This is a genomic window from Rahnella sp. PD12R, from assembly GCF_019200965.1.
GTDB lineage: Bacteria > Pseudomonadota > Gammaproteobacteria > Enterobacterales > Enterobacteriaceae > Rahnella > Rahnella laticis.
On the sequence record NZ_JAHTMS010000001.1, the window covers coordinates 33,972 to 49,513 of the forward strand.

14 protein-coding genes and 1 other RNA gene are annotated in these 15,542 nt (G+C 40.4%); 10 read left to right on the forward strand and 5 right to left on the reverse strand.

The window, feature by feature from the left end; genetic code table 11:
- The first annotated feature begins 23 nt into the window (after positions 1-23).
- Positions 24-602: a YbaY family lipoprotein gene (locus KWG64_RS00150; RefSeq protein WP_195823639.1), complete on the forward strand. Its 579-nt coding sequence runs from the start codon at positions 24-26 to the stop codon at positions 600-602.
- A 60-nt stretch (positions 603-662) separates the two neighbouring features.
- Here the strand turns inward: KWG64_RS00150 and KWG64_RS00155 are convergent, their stop codons facing one another.
- A complete protein-coding gene (locus KWG64_RS00155; protein WP_101075504.1) occupies positions 663-971 on the reverse strand; it encodes an MGMT family protein in 309 nt (102 codons plus the stop codon).
- 194 nt (positions 972-1,165) lie between these two features.
- Here KWG64_RS00155 and ffs point away from each other — a divergent pair.
- The 6 genes from ffs (at position 1,166) to KWG64_RS00185 (ending at position 6,978) form a co-directional block, all read left to right on the forward strand.
- An RNA gene (gene ffs, locus KWG64_RS00160) (signal recognition particle sRNA small type) lies at positions 1,166-1,262 on the forward strand.
- 109 nt (positions 1,263-1,371) lie between these two features.
- The gene (locus KWG64_RS00165) at positions 1,372-2,442 is read left to right on the forward strand and encodes a site-specific integrase (RefSeq protein WP_218520597.1); all 1,071 of its coding nucleotides are present in this window, start codon (positions 1,372-1,374) and stop codon (positions 2,440-2,442) included.
- Positions 2,443-3,102: 660 nt separating this feature from the next.
- Positions 3,103-3,276, forward strand: a complete 174-nt coding sequence (locus tag KWG64_RS00170; RefSeq protein WP_218520598.1) for a hypothetical protein — start codon at positions 3,103-3,105, stop codon at positions 3,274-3,276.
- A 275-nt stretch (positions 3,277-3,551) separates the two neighbouring features.
- Positions 3,552-4,991, forward strand: coding sequence for a type III restriction endonuclease subunit R (locus KWG64_RS00175; RefSeq protein WP_218520599.1), 1,440 nt, complete (start codon positions 3,552-3,554; stop codon positions 4,989-4,991).
- 794 nt (positions 4,992-5,785) lie between these two features.
- Entirely contained in the window at positions 5,786-6,610 is an 825-nt protein-coding gene (locus tag KWG64_RS00180) for a hypothetical protein (RefSeq protein WP_255562056.1), read from the forward strand.
- An 11-nt stretch (positions 6,611-6,621) separates the two neighbouring features.
- Positions 6,622-6,978, forward strand: coding sequence for a hypothetical protein (locus tag KWG64_RS00185; RefSeq protein ID WP_218520600.1), 357 nt, complete (start codon positions 6,622-6,624; stop codon positions 6,976-6,978).
- A 1,242-nt stretch (positions 6,979-8,220) separates the two neighbouring features.
- On the opposite strand, the gene KWG64_RS00190 is transcribed toward KWG64_RS00185, so the two are convergent.
- From KWG64_RS00190 to KWG64_RS00200, 3 genes are read right to left on the reverse strand one after another with little or no spacing between them, the layout of a single operon-like run.
- Positions 8,221-9,972, reverse strand: a complete 1,752-nt coding sequence (locus KWG64_RS00190) for an AAA family ATPase (RefSeq protein WP_218520601.1) — start codon at positions 9,970-9,972, stop codon at positions 8,221-8,223.
- Entirely contained in the window at positions 9,969-10,448 is a 480-nt protein-coding gene (locus tag KWG64_RS00195; RefSeq protein ID WP_218520602.1) for a hypothetical protein, read from the reverse strand. The genes KWG64_RS00190 and KWG64_RS00195 overlap by 4 nt, the downstream gene beginning before the upstream one ends.
- Positions 10,445-11,629: a dsDNA nuclease domain-containing protein gene (locus tag KWG64_RS00200; RefSeq protein ID WP_218520603.1), complete on the reverse strand. Its 1,185-nt coding sequence runs from the start codon at positions 11,627-11,629 to the stop codon at positions 10,445-10,447. The genes KWG64_RS00195 and KWG64_RS00200 overlap by 4 nt, the downstream gene beginning before the upstream one ends.
- 422 nt (positions 11,630-12,051) lie before the next feature.
- Here KWG64_RS00200 and KWG64_RS00205 point away from each other — a divergent pair, with 422 nt between their 5' ends.
- The 3 genes from KWG64_RS00205 to KWG64_RS00215 all read left to right on the forward strand — a co-directional run bounded on the left by KWG64_RS00205 (position 12,052) and on the right by KWG64_RS00215 (position 13,769).
- Positions 12,052-12,672 carry a recombinase family protein gene (locus KWG64_RS00205; protein WP_218520604.1) on the forward strand — a complete coding sequence of 207 codons (621 nt, stop codon included), beginning with the start codon at positions 12,052-12,054 and terminating at the stop codon, positions 12,670-12,672.
- Positions 12,673-12,888: 216 nt separating this feature from the next.
- The gene (locus KWG64_RS00210; protein ID WP_218520976.1) at positions 12,889-13,116 is read left to right on the forward strand and encodes a DUF2188 domain-containing protein; all 228 of its coding nucleotides are present in this window, start codon (positions 12,889-12,891) and stop codon (positions 13,114-13,116) included.
- Positions 13,117-13,316: 200 nt separating this feature from the next.
- Positions 13,317-13,769: a hypothetical protein gene (locus KWG64_RS00215; protein WP_000566735.1), complete on the forward strand. Its 453-nt coding sequence runs from the start codon at positions 13,317-13,319 to the stop codon at positions 13,767-13,769.
- A gap of 412 nt (positions 13,770-14,181) precedes the next feature.
- Here the strand turns inward: KWG64_RS00215 and KWG64_RS00220 are convergent, their stop codons facing one another.
- A complete protein-coding gene (locus KWG64_RS00220; RefSeq protein ID WP_218520605.1) occupies positions 14,182-15,531 on the reverse strand; it encodes an NCS2 family permease in 1,350 nt (449 codons plus the stop codon).
- Positions 15,532-15,542 lie beyond the last annotated feature (11 nt).

The following is a 15,542-nucleotide window of genomic DNA, read 5'->3' on the forward strand; positions in this document are numbered from 1 at the left end:
CTAATAAAAAGGGAGTACGATCAATGAAACTTTGGCAGATAGTAGGTGGAACCGCGCTGTCTCTGACTCTTGCCGGGTGCGCACCGCACCACCAGGACCCAGCGCAACAGCCCCCTGTTAATACGGCGGCCAGTCCGTCGACCGAACCTGCGATCACCGGCCCAAATGTGTCTGGTAGCGTGTTTATCAATCAGCGAGTGGCTTTACCGCCTGATGCGGTTCTGACCGTCACATTGTCTGATGCGTCTCTGGCGGATGCGCCTTCGCGCGTGATTTCACAGAAAGTCGCAAGAACCCAGGGTAAACAGGCGCCGTTTACGTTCATCCTGCCGTATAACCCGCAGGAAATTGCGCCAAATGCCCGCGTTCTGCTGAGCGCAGCGGTGACCGTTAATGGTCAGATGACCTTCGTCACGGACAGCATTAAGGAAGTGATTAACCATGGTCAGGGCACCCGTGCCGATCTGCAACTTGTGCCGGTTGTCGCCGTACCGGTTGCCACCAAGCCGGATGCTTCAGGTCCGCTGAGCAACCCGTCTAATCCTGGGCTGGGCACTTCGCCGGCACCGATCAGCGCAGTGCCATCACAGTCAACTTACTGATGTAAAGGCTGTCTGCGCACTCAGGCACCGCTTCGGCGGTGCTTTTTTATGGGCGCAGTTCTACCATTTCCAGCCGTATTTCTCTAAATCGACTTTGCCTTTCTTAAAAACAATCCCTTCAGCCAGTAACGCCTGACGCTGACGTTTAAAATCTTCGCCTTGCAGGGAAATCTCGCCGTGACGGTTAATCACGCGATGCCAGGGAAGGGTGCTGCCTTCCGGAAGTTTCTTGAGTACGCCGCCGACCTGACGTGCCGCACGCGGAGATCCTGCGAGCTGCGCCACGTTACCGTACGTAGTGACTTGTCCGGTTGGGATGGCGGCGATAATCTGGAATACGCGCTGGCGAAAGTTATCGGGTTCCGACATGACATCCTCCTCAGTGTTTGCCGGACAGTATGACGTAAAAATCGGGGTTCTGTCCGGCCTGATTGAGGCGTATTGTTTAAGAAAACAACGGTTGTCGGCGGTTAACTTGCTTTTGCTCTGGTCATCACAGATAATGCCCACCGCTTCGATTCTCTTGTGCAGAGACCCGGAGCCAACAACGACAATGGGGGCCCTGTTGGTTCTCCCGCAACACTAACTTGTTAACTCGGTCAGGTCCGGAAGGAAGCAGCCATGGCAGGTGTCGTGTGTGCCGGGATGTAGCTGGCAGGGCCTCCACCAATTTGTATCTAAGTACTTAATAAGTAATGATTAAAGTACTGAAATCCCGCCTCCATAGCCTTAGTGGTACAAAAACTGTGTATCACCAGTAGGCTTCACGATGTCTCTTATGCTCTCCCGTCATGGGATCTGGTATTACCGTAAAGTTAACGTTTTACCCTGTGGTAAACGCCGTGAGTTTCGTCGTTCGTTAGGTACTCGTTCAAAGACTGAAGCGACAAAGCGATCGTTACGCTTTGCAGATCGCCCTTGGCTGATTACTGAAACTGTCAGTCCTACAATCGGTATGAGCCAAACCCCTCAATCAGAATTGCCATTCCAAGAGCTAAAATTACAGGCTGTACAGTATGTAGAGTTTAAAAGCCTTGAAGTTTGCGAGAGGGAAGCCGCTTCTATCAAACGCTGTATTAGCAAGTACTTTAACTTTACTGATCAAGTTCTTAAGCGTAGTAGGGCTGCTGAATTTATTCGCGGGCTAGATGTCGCCATTCCAACGAAGAACAAATATGTTAAGAAAATCAGCGGATTTTTCCGATGGCTGAAACATCGTACTGACTATGATTTTCAAAACCCTTTTGAAGGATTGCTCCAGAAGGATCGTGAGCCAGTATCCCAAAAGCGAGAGGCATATACAGATTTTCAGATTAAACATCTTGAGAATGGGATCACTACTTTGCCTGAATGGAAGAGGTGGATTGTTTTACTTGGCCGTTTTACAGGGATGAGGGCAAACGAAATTTGCCAACTATATCATAACGATATATTCAAAAATGATGGGAGGTGGTGCATCAGGATAGATGATCCTTATGAAGGACAGGTGGTTAAAACAGAGAACAGTAAACGAACAATACCCATTCATAACGGATTGATAGATGTAGGCTTTTTAGAATATGTACAGAAGCAAAAGGGAAGATTATTTCCCCTGTTAACCCACTACAAAGGGTCATATAGCCATTACTTCACCCGTTGGTTTAGCGGTTATCGTAAAAAATTAGGCGTTCCTGAGTTTCATTCACTGAGACATCACATTGCAACTAAGTTGAAAAATGCTGGTGTAGTGGAGCAGTATGCTGCTGCATTCTTAGGACATGCAGATAATTCAATAACATACAGAAGATATGGGAAATCAGTGACTGTGTCGCGACTATATGATCTATTGGAACATATTTGATTTCGTACTAAGCAGCCTCTTTGCTAAGAGCCTGCTTATTGACGGGAGAGCATAAGAGACATCGTGAAGCCTACTGGTGATACACAGTTTTTGTACCACTAAGGCTATGGAGGCGGGATTTCAGTACTTTAATCATTACTTATTAAGTACTTAGATACAAATTGGTGGAGGCCCTGCCATCAGCCATTAGTACTAAATTGTGTAGGTTAATCAATTAGTTATCATTGTAGTACTACAACAGTACTGTACCACTCTCGATAGTACCGTCCAGCACAAAATCTTGCAAGCTAACGTGATTGCATTGGTTTTTTGTTATTTTTATCTTTTGTAACCCAGTATTCCATCTAATTATATGGCTTCATAAATTTATGTACCACTTCGAATGTACAATAGTACCTTTGAAATAATTAATGAATGTATCAGTAAAAAAGTACAAATATACTCGCAAAGCCATCGAAGGATGTATCAGTTATAAAGTACAAAGATAGTGTCAAAATCATATATGACTTTTAAATTTTAATAGCGATGGAATTGTCAAGAAAAAGTTGCAACTATTCCTTGATTGAGCCATTTTTGCCCGTTAACATGTAGTCATTCGAGCAAATCATCAGCCGTAGGAGGTTAACCATGAGATGACTTTTAATTTAGAGAGGTAAAAAAATGTCAAAGAAAAACAGTAAGGTGTCAGCAGTAGTTGTTAGCGAAATCAATCGGTTATTCTCAGAGTTAGCAGAGTTCGATGTCACCGTCCAACGTAAGAAAACCGAAGCTAAAGCCTACATTCAGGTTTTGGATCGGTATCAAGGTTATGAAGGATTCACACAATCTATCTGAAGGGCAACGAGATTTGTTATCGTGGCCTAAATATTGACCATGGCGACATAACAGAAGTCGATATAGAAGATAACGAAGTTAAGTTCATTATGTACTCAACATTGGTAATGAAACTTCCCATAGGATACGAAGCAGCAAAGCAGCTTCTGTCTATTGTCGATGTGCACAACCTTGAAGTACTCGCAACTCCTAAATACTAATAACTAAAACGACGAAAGGCCGATTCACTGTAACGAATCGGCCTTTCTAAATTAATCAATATGGAGCGTGAGCAAATGATTAATCCTACACCTATTTATAATAAGTTTAAGTACGTATCTGCTGAATGTGGCTCAGGGAAAACGACAGCAATATGTAACATAATCAATAATAGTAGTGAAAAATATATATTAGTACAGAACACTCAAGAACTTATTAAGCAGACAGCAAAGCAAATCAATAATTGCGAGTATATTATTACGGATACAGTACCAAAAGATGAAAGCGTTATTAGTTCAGTTGTTGAATATCTTTCATCTGGAAGTAATAAAACATTACTCATAACAGATAAAACGTTTTTCAAAATCCCTCGTGAATTGTTATCTAACTGGAATGTTTATATTGACGATGTGACTAATTTTCACTCTTTCCAGAACATAAATGAAGGTAGTCCAGAAATAAAAAACGTTATCCGTCATGTTTTAATCCATAAAGTACAGTCATTAGATGACAGAAATATGTATATTGCGGCTGAAAGAAATCCAGAAGTAAAGGGCGATGTAGTAAAGAACATTTCAAATCAACTTTCAGTATTGAATGATAATGATCATTTTATAATGAATAATGAGTACTTTACTGATGCGGAAAAGGAACAGCTTAATATCACAGCATGGAAAGATCTCAATAAGTACAAAGACGTATCAATCACCTTTCTCGGAGCTAATTTCGAAAATTCATTGATCTATAAAGGCAATAAAGAACTCTTTGAAAGTACTGAACTTGAAGGATTACTGACACGAAAAACAGATCTCAAAGACAGATTAAAGGTTTATTACTTCTCAAAAAATCATAAACTATCAAGGACATGGAAAACTAACAACCCTGATAAAGTACAAAGAATATACGATTTCCTCGATACCAGACTTGGCGGGCAAGACTTCTACTGGACGAAGAACAAAAGCGATTCTAAGAGCCTCAAGAACGGCACAGAGATAAGCCCGGATGCCAGAGGATTCAACCAGTACCAACATTTGCTCACGTGCGTTTGGTTGGCTTGTATGCGTCCCTCTGAAACAGAAGCTAAACAGTGTGAATTGTTCTTTGAGATTGACGGCGAGGCGATACACCTCGCAAGAGAGTACGAAAGTCTACACCAGTTCGTACTACGAGGGATTTCCAGGGATTTCAACAGTACTAAAACGCAGATAGTCTATGTTTTTGATGAATGGCAGGCCAGCTATCTTACGGACAATATTGAGTACATAGATCTCGGTATTGATGATGACGAACAAGGGCAGAGAGGCAGGCCGCAAGGCTCAACGAACAAGGAAAAGCGTTTCACTCTTGATGACACTAAAGCAACGCGTTTCAGACGTTGGGCGAAAGCTAACCCGGAGCTTGGTCATGATGCATTCAAAGCGTTCCTTGCAAGTACTGCCAACGACGATCTCAGTACTGAGGAAAGGGCAGCCATGTACGAGAAGTACGAAAAAGCAGCAAAAAAGAAACAGAAATAGCTCTGCTTCCCTGTCGGAAACACCACCACATACAGCAAATGTCCGAAAAATAATACCTTATAAATCCTTAGGTAATAAATTTCCGACATCACAAAGAGCGAATGCGAATTAACTACCTGAAAGCAGGAGCGGCGAAGCAAGCGAACTGTTTCGGGTAGTTAGTGAGAGTGCTCACGTAGTGAGCACTTGATGGCTATCCCATTGTTTATATAGATAAAACATTTAAACAGCACCCGCTTTGCGTGTACTGTTCGCTGGATTCGGTTCTACTGCTGCGTTCCTTTCAGTCACTGGCAGAGCGAACCAATCGCGTTTTTTGTTCTGTCAGTAAGTACATAACTGATTGTTATTTAATTACTTATTCTACAAATAATTCCTTTTTGTACTTAGTGGGGTATCTGCTGTTTCAGTTACTGGAAAAGCCCTGTCAGTACTGCTCAGAGCGAAGCGAACCCGATCCGATCAATTCCCCTCCATGATGGTGTTTCCGACAAAACGCACAGGAAGCCCCTGAACGCGATGTTCATTACTGACATACCTGACGCACAAAACCCCATAAAACGCCGTAGCGACTCTTTAAGAGCGTTTACGTGATGGAATCGCCAGTACTCCCCGTATTGAAATCAGATACATAGCCTTTTTCATGTTCTACGAATCCACTTGATCGTTTTTACCTATTGATTTGTATTGAATTAATAGATATTGATAGTTTATAACGATTAATTTCCTTTATATTGATCGTTAATATCGATCGTTATTGGGTGTACGTGTTACTCTTGATAGCTTGAAAACGGATGGTTTCAGTCCGTACTTTTGGCCTGAAAGAAGCTAACGGGAGTGATAAGACTGTGAGAGTTGTACAACTGATAATCTATGGACTTTGGGGAGTCTTTCTTTGTCTGGCGGCACTGGAAAAGTTTGGTGATTTCTTCGCCGCTGGTACTGGCTTCTGGTCGGTCGTAATGCTTTCCGTCGCTGGATTGTGCCAGTTACTGGCAAGTACTGCCGCGATCGGCTGGGCTGTTGTGGGTGCCGGTACTCTACGGGCTAAGTACTTACCCTATAAACTCGTTAATAATTATACGGTTCCTGTACTGATCATTGTGCTTGCTGTTGTGGCGAGTATTGCCAGATCCTCAAGCGATGAAGCCAGAGCACAAAAACTTGGTTTTAAAGACGGTAAAGAGTTTTCTGTTGCTCGTGAAAATAATATTTCGAATGTAGCTGATTATGCGAATTTCGCAGAAGAGCAGCGTATTAAAGCAGCAGAAAAAGCCGCTCAGGATGCCGCTCTTGCTGCTGAAAAAGAACGGAAAGCGAAAGAGGAAGAAGCTAAATGTCTCGATGATGCTCATTGCTACGCTTCGAAACATAAAGCAGGAGATTATATTTGTAAGGTAGCTGTAGAAAAATCTGCTCAGTACCAGTTTAAATGGACTGATGGAATTAGTGAACCAAAATTCTCTTCATATAACTGGTACGACAAAGACAAGAAATTAGTCACTCTATACGGGCACAGAGCACAAGCTCAAAACGGTTTTGGTGCATTTAAAAATATTGAGTACTCCTGTACGTTCAATGCTGATACTGGTGAAGTATTAAGTACTACCCTTCAATAAGGAAGATTAAAATGAAAAAGGCTTCTATAGCAGCACTGCTATTTTGTTGCTCTGTTTCGTCAATAGCGGCAGTACCGGACGGGAAAATCGAAAAGCCCTTTGTTATTGGCAATAAAGTTATTTGTTTGAAAGAAATTCAGAAGCAAATTACCCCTTATCTCAGGTCATTTGAAGAAGAAAGCGGGGTTAAGTACAAATACATTGTTAAATCAGGTCTGTCCTATAAAGACACTGTAGGTCTACGGGTACAGATCAACCGTGTGGATTCAGGGCTGAATGACAGGGTTGCTGCTCTTGATTACTACTGGCTACAAGAACGCGGCAGCATGTGTCAGCCAGCGTACATGGTACTTGATCGTTCTCAATAAATGTCTGTACTAGCAAAGGTCGCGAAAGCGGCCTTTTTTCATAAAGCAGCGAGTTCAAACATAATCGAAGAACTAGAGTTTTTACGTTTCTGATTTAAGTTTAGCCATTTGTAGTTTTCTATGACTAAATCAGATACCAATATAATGTATAAGGCCTTTCCTCTGAATTGCCTTGCTCCACTGATATCAGAAACGTGTATATCACCACATAGGAATCTCGATTGTGCTAATGTTACTGGTCTTAAACGTGTCGAATAATATAAACATAGGCTAGCTATTATCGAAATGTAAAGTTTAAGGGATTACATACACATATTAAAAGTAAAGTGTTTTTTATCCGCATTAGTTTTTAGCTGATATTCCTAATAGAATCAGACATCAGTACATTAAAGTAAGGATAGCCAGAGATGCTTACTCAATACTTTGCACAACCCGTAATGACCACAGATCAGAAGTTGTTAGGGGTAGAAGTATTGACTAGATTCCAGAGAGGTGGGCAAAACTAACTCAGGCCAACACCTGCTGAAATGATGCAGGACTGGGCTATTCACGAAAAACGAGCTTATCTAATTGATATAATACATTTTATTACTAATAGCAAAGCATTTTTCATAAAGAATAAGCTATTTTGTTCTCTCAGTATTGATTCCAGTACTGCATTGATTTTGAAGCATGATGCATACATTCAGACTTTATTGAAATCAATGCCATACGTTAAGTTTCTGATCTCAGAGGAAGACATAAAAAAAGAGCAGGGGGGAAGCATCCAGTACTGAAATCACTTTCACATGGTAGCAATGCACTTTTCCTTAATTATCTTGGTGTTGGGAATGTACAGTCTGGTGTTAGTACTATATTTGAAGCGATTAAGATTGATGAAATTTTGTTCAGTACTCAATTCTATAGAAAAAGCTTCCCGGTACTGCTGAAGAACATCATAAAGTACTGTCCAAAAGTTATCGTATCAGGCGTATTTGATGCTGAATTATTGCAGTACTTGAAGGAATGGGGCGTTTGGGGCGTGCAAGGGGAGTAGTATGGGTCAGTACCGCTACAAGATGTCAGTATCGTACTCTGATATTATTTGAAAAAAATATAAAGCGGATCTATTTGGGGTAGAGATAATTAGTCAAAGAAACAGTCCTTTGTTGCTATTAGTTATTATTCTCCAGTTTTTTAATAATAAAAACAAGAGAGGGGATATAACCCATACACTAAAAATAAGCATGGGTTAATTATCTGTCAATATCGCATTAAAAACATATCATGCTGTTCTCCAGGGTATTTTGGAGTTAATAGAGTGTCGTTTTTATCACCTGAGTATTTGTATTCTGTTGATGAAAAGATAAATTGAAAATCGTATTTTTCAGATAGCCCCTTCAAATTGATGACGAAGTTATCTATATCTTCATAATGTATTTCGTGCTGTTTTGGAGTGTCAAATATCGCAAACATAAAAGACTTGTTATCCATTTCAAGCATGCTTTCGATTAATGCACTGCGATATGCAAGTATTGCTCTTACTTTAGTACTTCCTTTTAATTGCTCTAGTGTTTCATAACCCATGATAGGGTTGAAGTCATTTTCAAATGTAACATTAAAATCAATATTTGGAGTTTTTAGCACTTTGAGCCAGTTGATGAATTTATCTCTTAATGTAGTTTTAACTTTAGCCAGTCTTGGAATTAATTGTCTATTTTTATCGAGGCCAGCTAATTTATCTAATGCATTTTCACGCTTATTAAGCATTCCGACATACTTATCCTCAAGGATCGCTATTTTGTTTAATTCACTTTTATCTAATTGCAGCTTAAAGAGCATGGATGTTATTTCTGAGATGGCATCAATTACCGAGGATATATCTTCTTCCTCTATAATATTGTTTCTTAACGTATTTAGATCTTCAATGGTTTTACTGGAATAATGTATTTCTTGTTTAATTTTGTCATGCCGATTACTATCTAAATTTAAACTCCTTTCAATATCCTTGATTTGGTCTTTAAGATATAAAAGATGTTTAGCATAACTTTCAGAACTACGAGAAAACATTTTACAATCAACTGATGGACAAATCTCCTCAAAAGAGCGAAATATTCTCTTCGCTTCTTCATTTAGATTTAACGTGTTAATTTCTGTGTTTATTTCTTTCATTATTTGTATTAACGATGACTCCCTTCTTTCCATGAAATTTAATTCAGAATTCAATTCCCTTAGGTTTTCTTTTTGTTTTTTTATGATTTCTTCTATGCTAAAAAGAGAGTCATTCTTTAATGATTTACTGTTTTTTAATTGAGTTAATTCATTCTTTAAGTTGTTGATTGAGTCATCAATTGATTCTATATTTTTGTCATTATGAGCATCTTTAGCTATTTCAATATCTCGTCTTTGAACTGCTAGTGAGTTATCTAAATATTTAATTTCCTCTGTGATGTTAATTGCCTTCTTTTTTGCATCGAATGAGTGTTTCTCAGGTAGGGAAAATATTATCCGTAGCATTTCGGAAAATTGATCTTTTATAAAATTACTTGGTGAGTAATAAAATTTTGAATAGCCTAAGTCTTGATCTAGGTAGAATATAGGGAGAATAGTCGATAAATAAGGATATGACTGTTTATTCTGCGTTGTAAGAAGTGATGGGTAAGCTAATGATAGCCTTTCCATTATATATTTAGAGTAATCAGCTTGATTGTGAAATTTTAATGTTTCTTTCTTGCTTTCTAAGGTTAAAATGAACTCAGTATGTTCAAAGTCTCTAGTGGCCCGAAGAGTGTCATTAGCTATAGTAAATGTAAGAATCGCAGATTTACATAGCTTATAAATATCATCTCTAAACTTACATGGATATCCTAGACAATAAGCGATAGATTGCAGTAATGGTGTTTTTCCGCATCCATTAGGCCCATAAAATTCAGTAATATGTTTGCCAAAAGTGAGTTCTTCGGACTCAAGTCCAACAATATCCCTACCCTTAATTTTTATACTTAGCAGCTTCATAATATCTCACCGTCCAATTTTGAATCAACACAGTAATTTCTATATGATCTTTCTATTAATGCGAGATTATAAGATAAATCAGTTTCATATGAAAATGCCTTATCAATTACTTTTTTTCCTAACTTAGTAATATTCAACTTCTTATTATTCTCATCAACTATGATTAATTGTACAGATTCAAGGAAATTTAAAGCAGTGACTGTACGTATTCTAAGATTTGCAGACCATCCAAGTAGTTGTGATGATCCTTTGAATCCCAGCATAACATCTTCTAAAAGTTTACCCACCAAACTACCAACTTCACTTGCCCGGGGTTTTACTCTGTTTTTAGATAAAAGAAGTATTATGAGAGCTATCAATGGCAGTTGGAATAGGGCCTCATTATTTAATCCTACGCTCTCTTGTTTTTCAATATCTTTGATATCGATTCTGATTTCTTTGTTAGATACAATATCGAAAAATTCATCGTAATTCATTTTGAACGCTCAACTAACCTGGCAAAAAGACTTCCAGTCAAAGCCTCTTTGTCTAAAGAGTGAAGTAAATTATTTACATGTAATGAATCATGTAATTCATTAATGAAGTCTCTTAAACTTGCTAAAAATAAATTTCCATGCATAAATGTCAATTTATCTAGAGTTGAGTTGATCTCTCTGTCAATTGTAATGTAATCCAACTCAGATATTATATGTCTGTTATTTCTTAACCACTGATCCCATTTTATCTTACATCTTGTGAAAAAATCTATTTCGACGTCGCTAGCTCCTGCCTTTCTCAATAGTCTCTCAATTACAGATGCTGATTTAAGGGCATGTTCATCCCCATTATCTAAAAATTCATAATAAGCACGCTTCGAGATACTAAGTACCTCCAAAAGATCATCAATACCTATGCCAGAATATATTTCAAGGTTTTCCCTTGAGCAATTGTTGATTTTCACACTAGATTTTGTATTTACAAGAGACAACAGAGAGAATAATATTTCCTTCGCTTCTATATGTGATAATTCTATTTCACTGAATTTAAATATTTTTTCCTTTGCAAGTATCTCGAATGTTTCATGTTTACTTTTAATATATTCAACATCGGTTTCAAACTTTAATTTCTTGAGATTGTGTTTTATTGCATCAATATCTAGGGTTTTCTTACCATCTTGAATTGATATAAAACAGTTGTTAAATGAATCAATAATAAGTCTGCAATGCGTATTAGAAAAGGAGTCAGATAAGATATCATTAACAATATCCTCAATATCTTCATCAATATGAGTATTTGTAAGGAAGACGACTTCCTTGCAGGAGTCCTCAAAATTAATTGTATGCTGCAATAATTTCCCAATGAAACTATCTCTGATCATTTCATCCGTTTGCGGGTTTTTTGTGCTTTTTCTTTTTAAAATTCCAAATACATCTCGAAGTTTCCATATTTCACGCAGCTTCTCTTTGGTTTTGACTTGTACAAAAGTGTAATGAATATCGTTAGCAATGACTTTTTCAATCACAAAGTCATCATGAAATTCGCAAAAGACACGTTTAACATCTTTGCCTTCCAATATGGACAGGCATGCGATACTTGCTGCTCTAATTTGAGCATTATATCGTTCTAAAGTGTCTCTTCCCGCTTGTTCTCTTGGTTTAACATCATGTAACTCAGCCATAACATTTCACATTGTCCTAAAGAAACATAGAGATAATGTAAAGGCAACAGCCATTTTTGAAAACAAGAAAGGCTGTAAAAGTGAACATGGATACAATAATCAATAACTGGTTTTATATCCAGTGCTTTTTCTTTTTAGCTTTAAAGAGGGGAGAAATACCCTTAGAGGTAGCCTAAGCCTGTCTTTGGTACATCTGTTGCTGCCCGATCCGTATTGGTGAAGAGTTAGGTGATTATGAGACAACTCATGATTCGGGGAGAGTGTAAAAGGGTAACGAACGACGTCAGCTATCCGTTCTCATTTGGGTATACCTCAAGCAGACCTGCACAGATCTTCATTCAAACTGGTTCATTAAATGGATTTTACAACATAAAACAGACTGTATATAATGAACCATATAAAACAGACTGATGGTGACTATCATGCGTGTATGGGCATATCTAAGAGCATCGACGAAAGAGCAAGATGCGGATCGGGCATTGAAAGAGTTGGAGGCATTTGCTCATTCACATGATTTAAAAATATCCAAGTACTTTAAAGAAAATGAATCAGGTGCAAGCCTACAGCGTCCTCAATTGTTTTTACTCTTAGATATCGCGGAACGTGGCGATATTCTTCTCTGTGAGCAAATAGATCGTATAAGTAGGCTTACCGCAGAGGACTGGAAAACCTTACGAGGACTGATCGAGTCTAAAGGGATCAGAGTTGTATCGTTAGATTTGCCTACGAGCCATCAGCTTTTGCATGTTCAGGATGAGTTCACCGCACGTATGTTTGAAGCAATGAATTCTATGATGCTCGATATGTTGGCGGCAATCAGTCGCAAGGACTATGAAGATCGCCGCAGACGACAAAAGCAGGGTATTGAAAAGGCCAAGAAAGAGAAAAAGTATCGTGGTCGTCCAGTCGATGAGAGCTTGCATCATAAAGTACAAGAACTGCTGTCTGACGGTAAAAGCTGGAGCAAAATCCAGGCTTTGATCGGTTGTTCAAGAGCTACTATCGCAAAGGTGGCTAAAAACTCGTCTCTAACAGAAGAATAGTGGGTAATAAAGGGCAGAGTATGCGAGCACTGCCAGATTATGAACAGATATAGAGGTATAGGGTTAAGGAAGGGTACTTACAGTTTGTAGTAAAAGAATCCTTTCGATATCTATCCATGTTTTGTGATGAAAATCAACTTAAACACAATATGTAGTATTGAATGGTTGTTGATGTCACTATATGCTGATTTTTCCATAGAAATAGAGGGTTCGATAATGGGTAAAGATCAGCATGTTGTTCCTCATGATGAAGGTTGGGCCGTCAAAGGGGAAGGAAATAGTAAAGCGACCTCCGTTCACTCAACAAAGCAATCTGCGGTGGACGCAGCAAGAGGGATTGCTACAAATCAAAAAAGTGAGCTTGTGATCCATAACAAGGATGGCAAGATTGCGAAAAAAGATTCTCACGGCAACGATCCTTGTCCACCAAAAGACAAGAAGTAGCCCAAGAGGGGCTTAATCGCCCCTTTTAAATTTTTACCGAACAAAAGTTATGAGAGTGCAACACTGCTTAGTTTCGTGTGTTGACTAATATTTCATTCGATGTCATTACTAAAGTGAAATTTATTTAATATGTTATCTTGCTATCTATACCGTTAGGATATTATAAGTTTGAGCGGATATTAACCAACTAGGAAATCTCGATGATAGACAATCTGTGTTATGAGTTTTTCCGAGAGTTTGCACGTTATGAGTACTGTCTAAAAGCCACCGGTTTTCGATTCAATACCAGAGATGCTAAAGCAAACTGGGATATGTACGCTATGGCGGTTACTCATGTCTTTGAGTCACCAGAAGATCCTGAGCTTAAAGCTGCAATCGAATATTTTTTAAATTTCCCTCCCAAAAAACAGGTAGTTAATGACGGTGTGCTTGCCTGGGATCAGACTCCCATTGAAGAAAAAATCATCGCAAAAAAAATTTTAATCCTGATACGTCGTGTAAGGAACAACCTCTTTCATGGCGGTAAATTCAACGGTGAATGGTTTGAACCTGAACGCAGTGAGGCACTAATGCGGAATGCACTTATTATTTTAAGAGCTTGCGGGGAAAGTCATCATGAAGTAAGCAAAGCATATGGCGGCATTGCCTGTTAAAGATGTCTTTGAGCCGTCCTTTTCGTACGCTTTCATCCAATTCAAGATTTAGCATTCGCTTAACGCATATCAGATAAATGTGGACTCCCATTATTTTACATAGGCTACCGTCATGCTGGTGCTCAATGTAAATGTTATGACTCTCATCCTACTTCCCCCGACACGTTAGCTTGCAAGATTTTGTGCTGGACGGTACTATCGAGAGTGGTACAGTACTGTTGTAGTACTACAATGATAACTAATTGATTAACCTACACAATTTAGTACTAATGGCTGATGGCAGGGCCTCCACCAATTTCAGGGCCTTCCGTTTTACCTCTTCTGCAATCCCGTTCACTCATCAAGATAAACTTTGTTCTGCCTGAAAATAACAGGCACGGTATTTCCGCGCCCGTTATTGGGTGAAATGAAATCAGTGATGCACCAGCGTGGCGAAGTAGTACACCAGCGGAACAGCCAGAATATACAACCCCAGCGGGACTTCGCGCCCTTTTCCGGCCACGATTTTAATGATCATGTAAAACAGTAAGCCGCCGGCAATACCGGTACCGAAGCTGTTCGAAATCAGCGTGATCATGACCATCATCAGCACCGGTAACGCATCGGTGAAATTGCCCAGATCAACTTTTCTCAGATTACTGAACATATTCAGGCCGATCAAAATCAGCGCTGGCGCCGTAGCTTCCTTGGGGATCATCAGCGCGACCGGCGTGAATAACAGCATCAGCAGGAACATGACCGCCGCGGCCAGCGCCGTCAGACCGGTTTTGCCACCCGCTTCGGCTGCGGCGGAAGATTCAATCAGCGCCGTCGCCGCAGGAATGCCGACAACCGGCCCCAGTGCGGCAGCAATGGAATCCACCATGAAGGGCCGGTTGATGTGTTTCATGTTGCCATGTTCATCCAGCAATCCGGCCTCGCCGCCGACGGCCAGCGTAGTGCCCATCGTTGAAAAGAATTCAGATGCAAAAAAGATAAACAGGAACGGCAGGAAAGCGATATTGATTGCGCCTGCCAGATCAACTTTACCGAAAAGCGGTGCGACAGAGTGTGGCAGGGAAAGCCAGTGTTCAGGCAGATGCGTGACGCCGAACGGAATACCCGCAACTGTCGCCAGTAAAATGGCCCACAGAATGGCACCCGGTACTTTTCTCGCCTGTAATCCGATGGCAACCAGCAATCCAAGCAGGGCAATCATCGCACCCGGTGCAGTAAAATCACCCAATCCGAGAGCCGATGTCTTTGCGTTCGCCATCACCAGCCCGGCATTACGAAAGCCGAGAAGGGCGACAAAAATCCCGATGGACGCCGTCAGCCCTAATTTAATCGACTGCGGAACCGAGCGGGTGACAATTTCGCGCAGGCCGAACACGGTCATGATAAAAAACAAAATTCCAGACCAGCAGGCGATACCCAGCGCGACCGGCCAGGTGACGCCGTCCCCAGCCAGCGTAATGCCGACCAGAACCGAGCCACCAATTCCCGGGCCGACCATAAACGGCAGGTTGGCGTAAAAGGCCATCAGCAAAGAACCGAGAACAAACACTACAATCACGCCCGTAGTAGCCGCGCCTTTATCCATTCCGCCCACCGCCAGCAACCCCGGGATAACGACCAGCAGATACGCCGCGGCCAGAAATCCGGTTATTCCGGCCAGACATTCCGTTTTGACTTTGGTCTGGCGCTGACGTAACTGAAAGCGGCGTTCCAGCCAGCCGCCTTCAGTCGCAGGTGCAACATTTTTTACCGAACTTTCACTCATACAAACTCCCC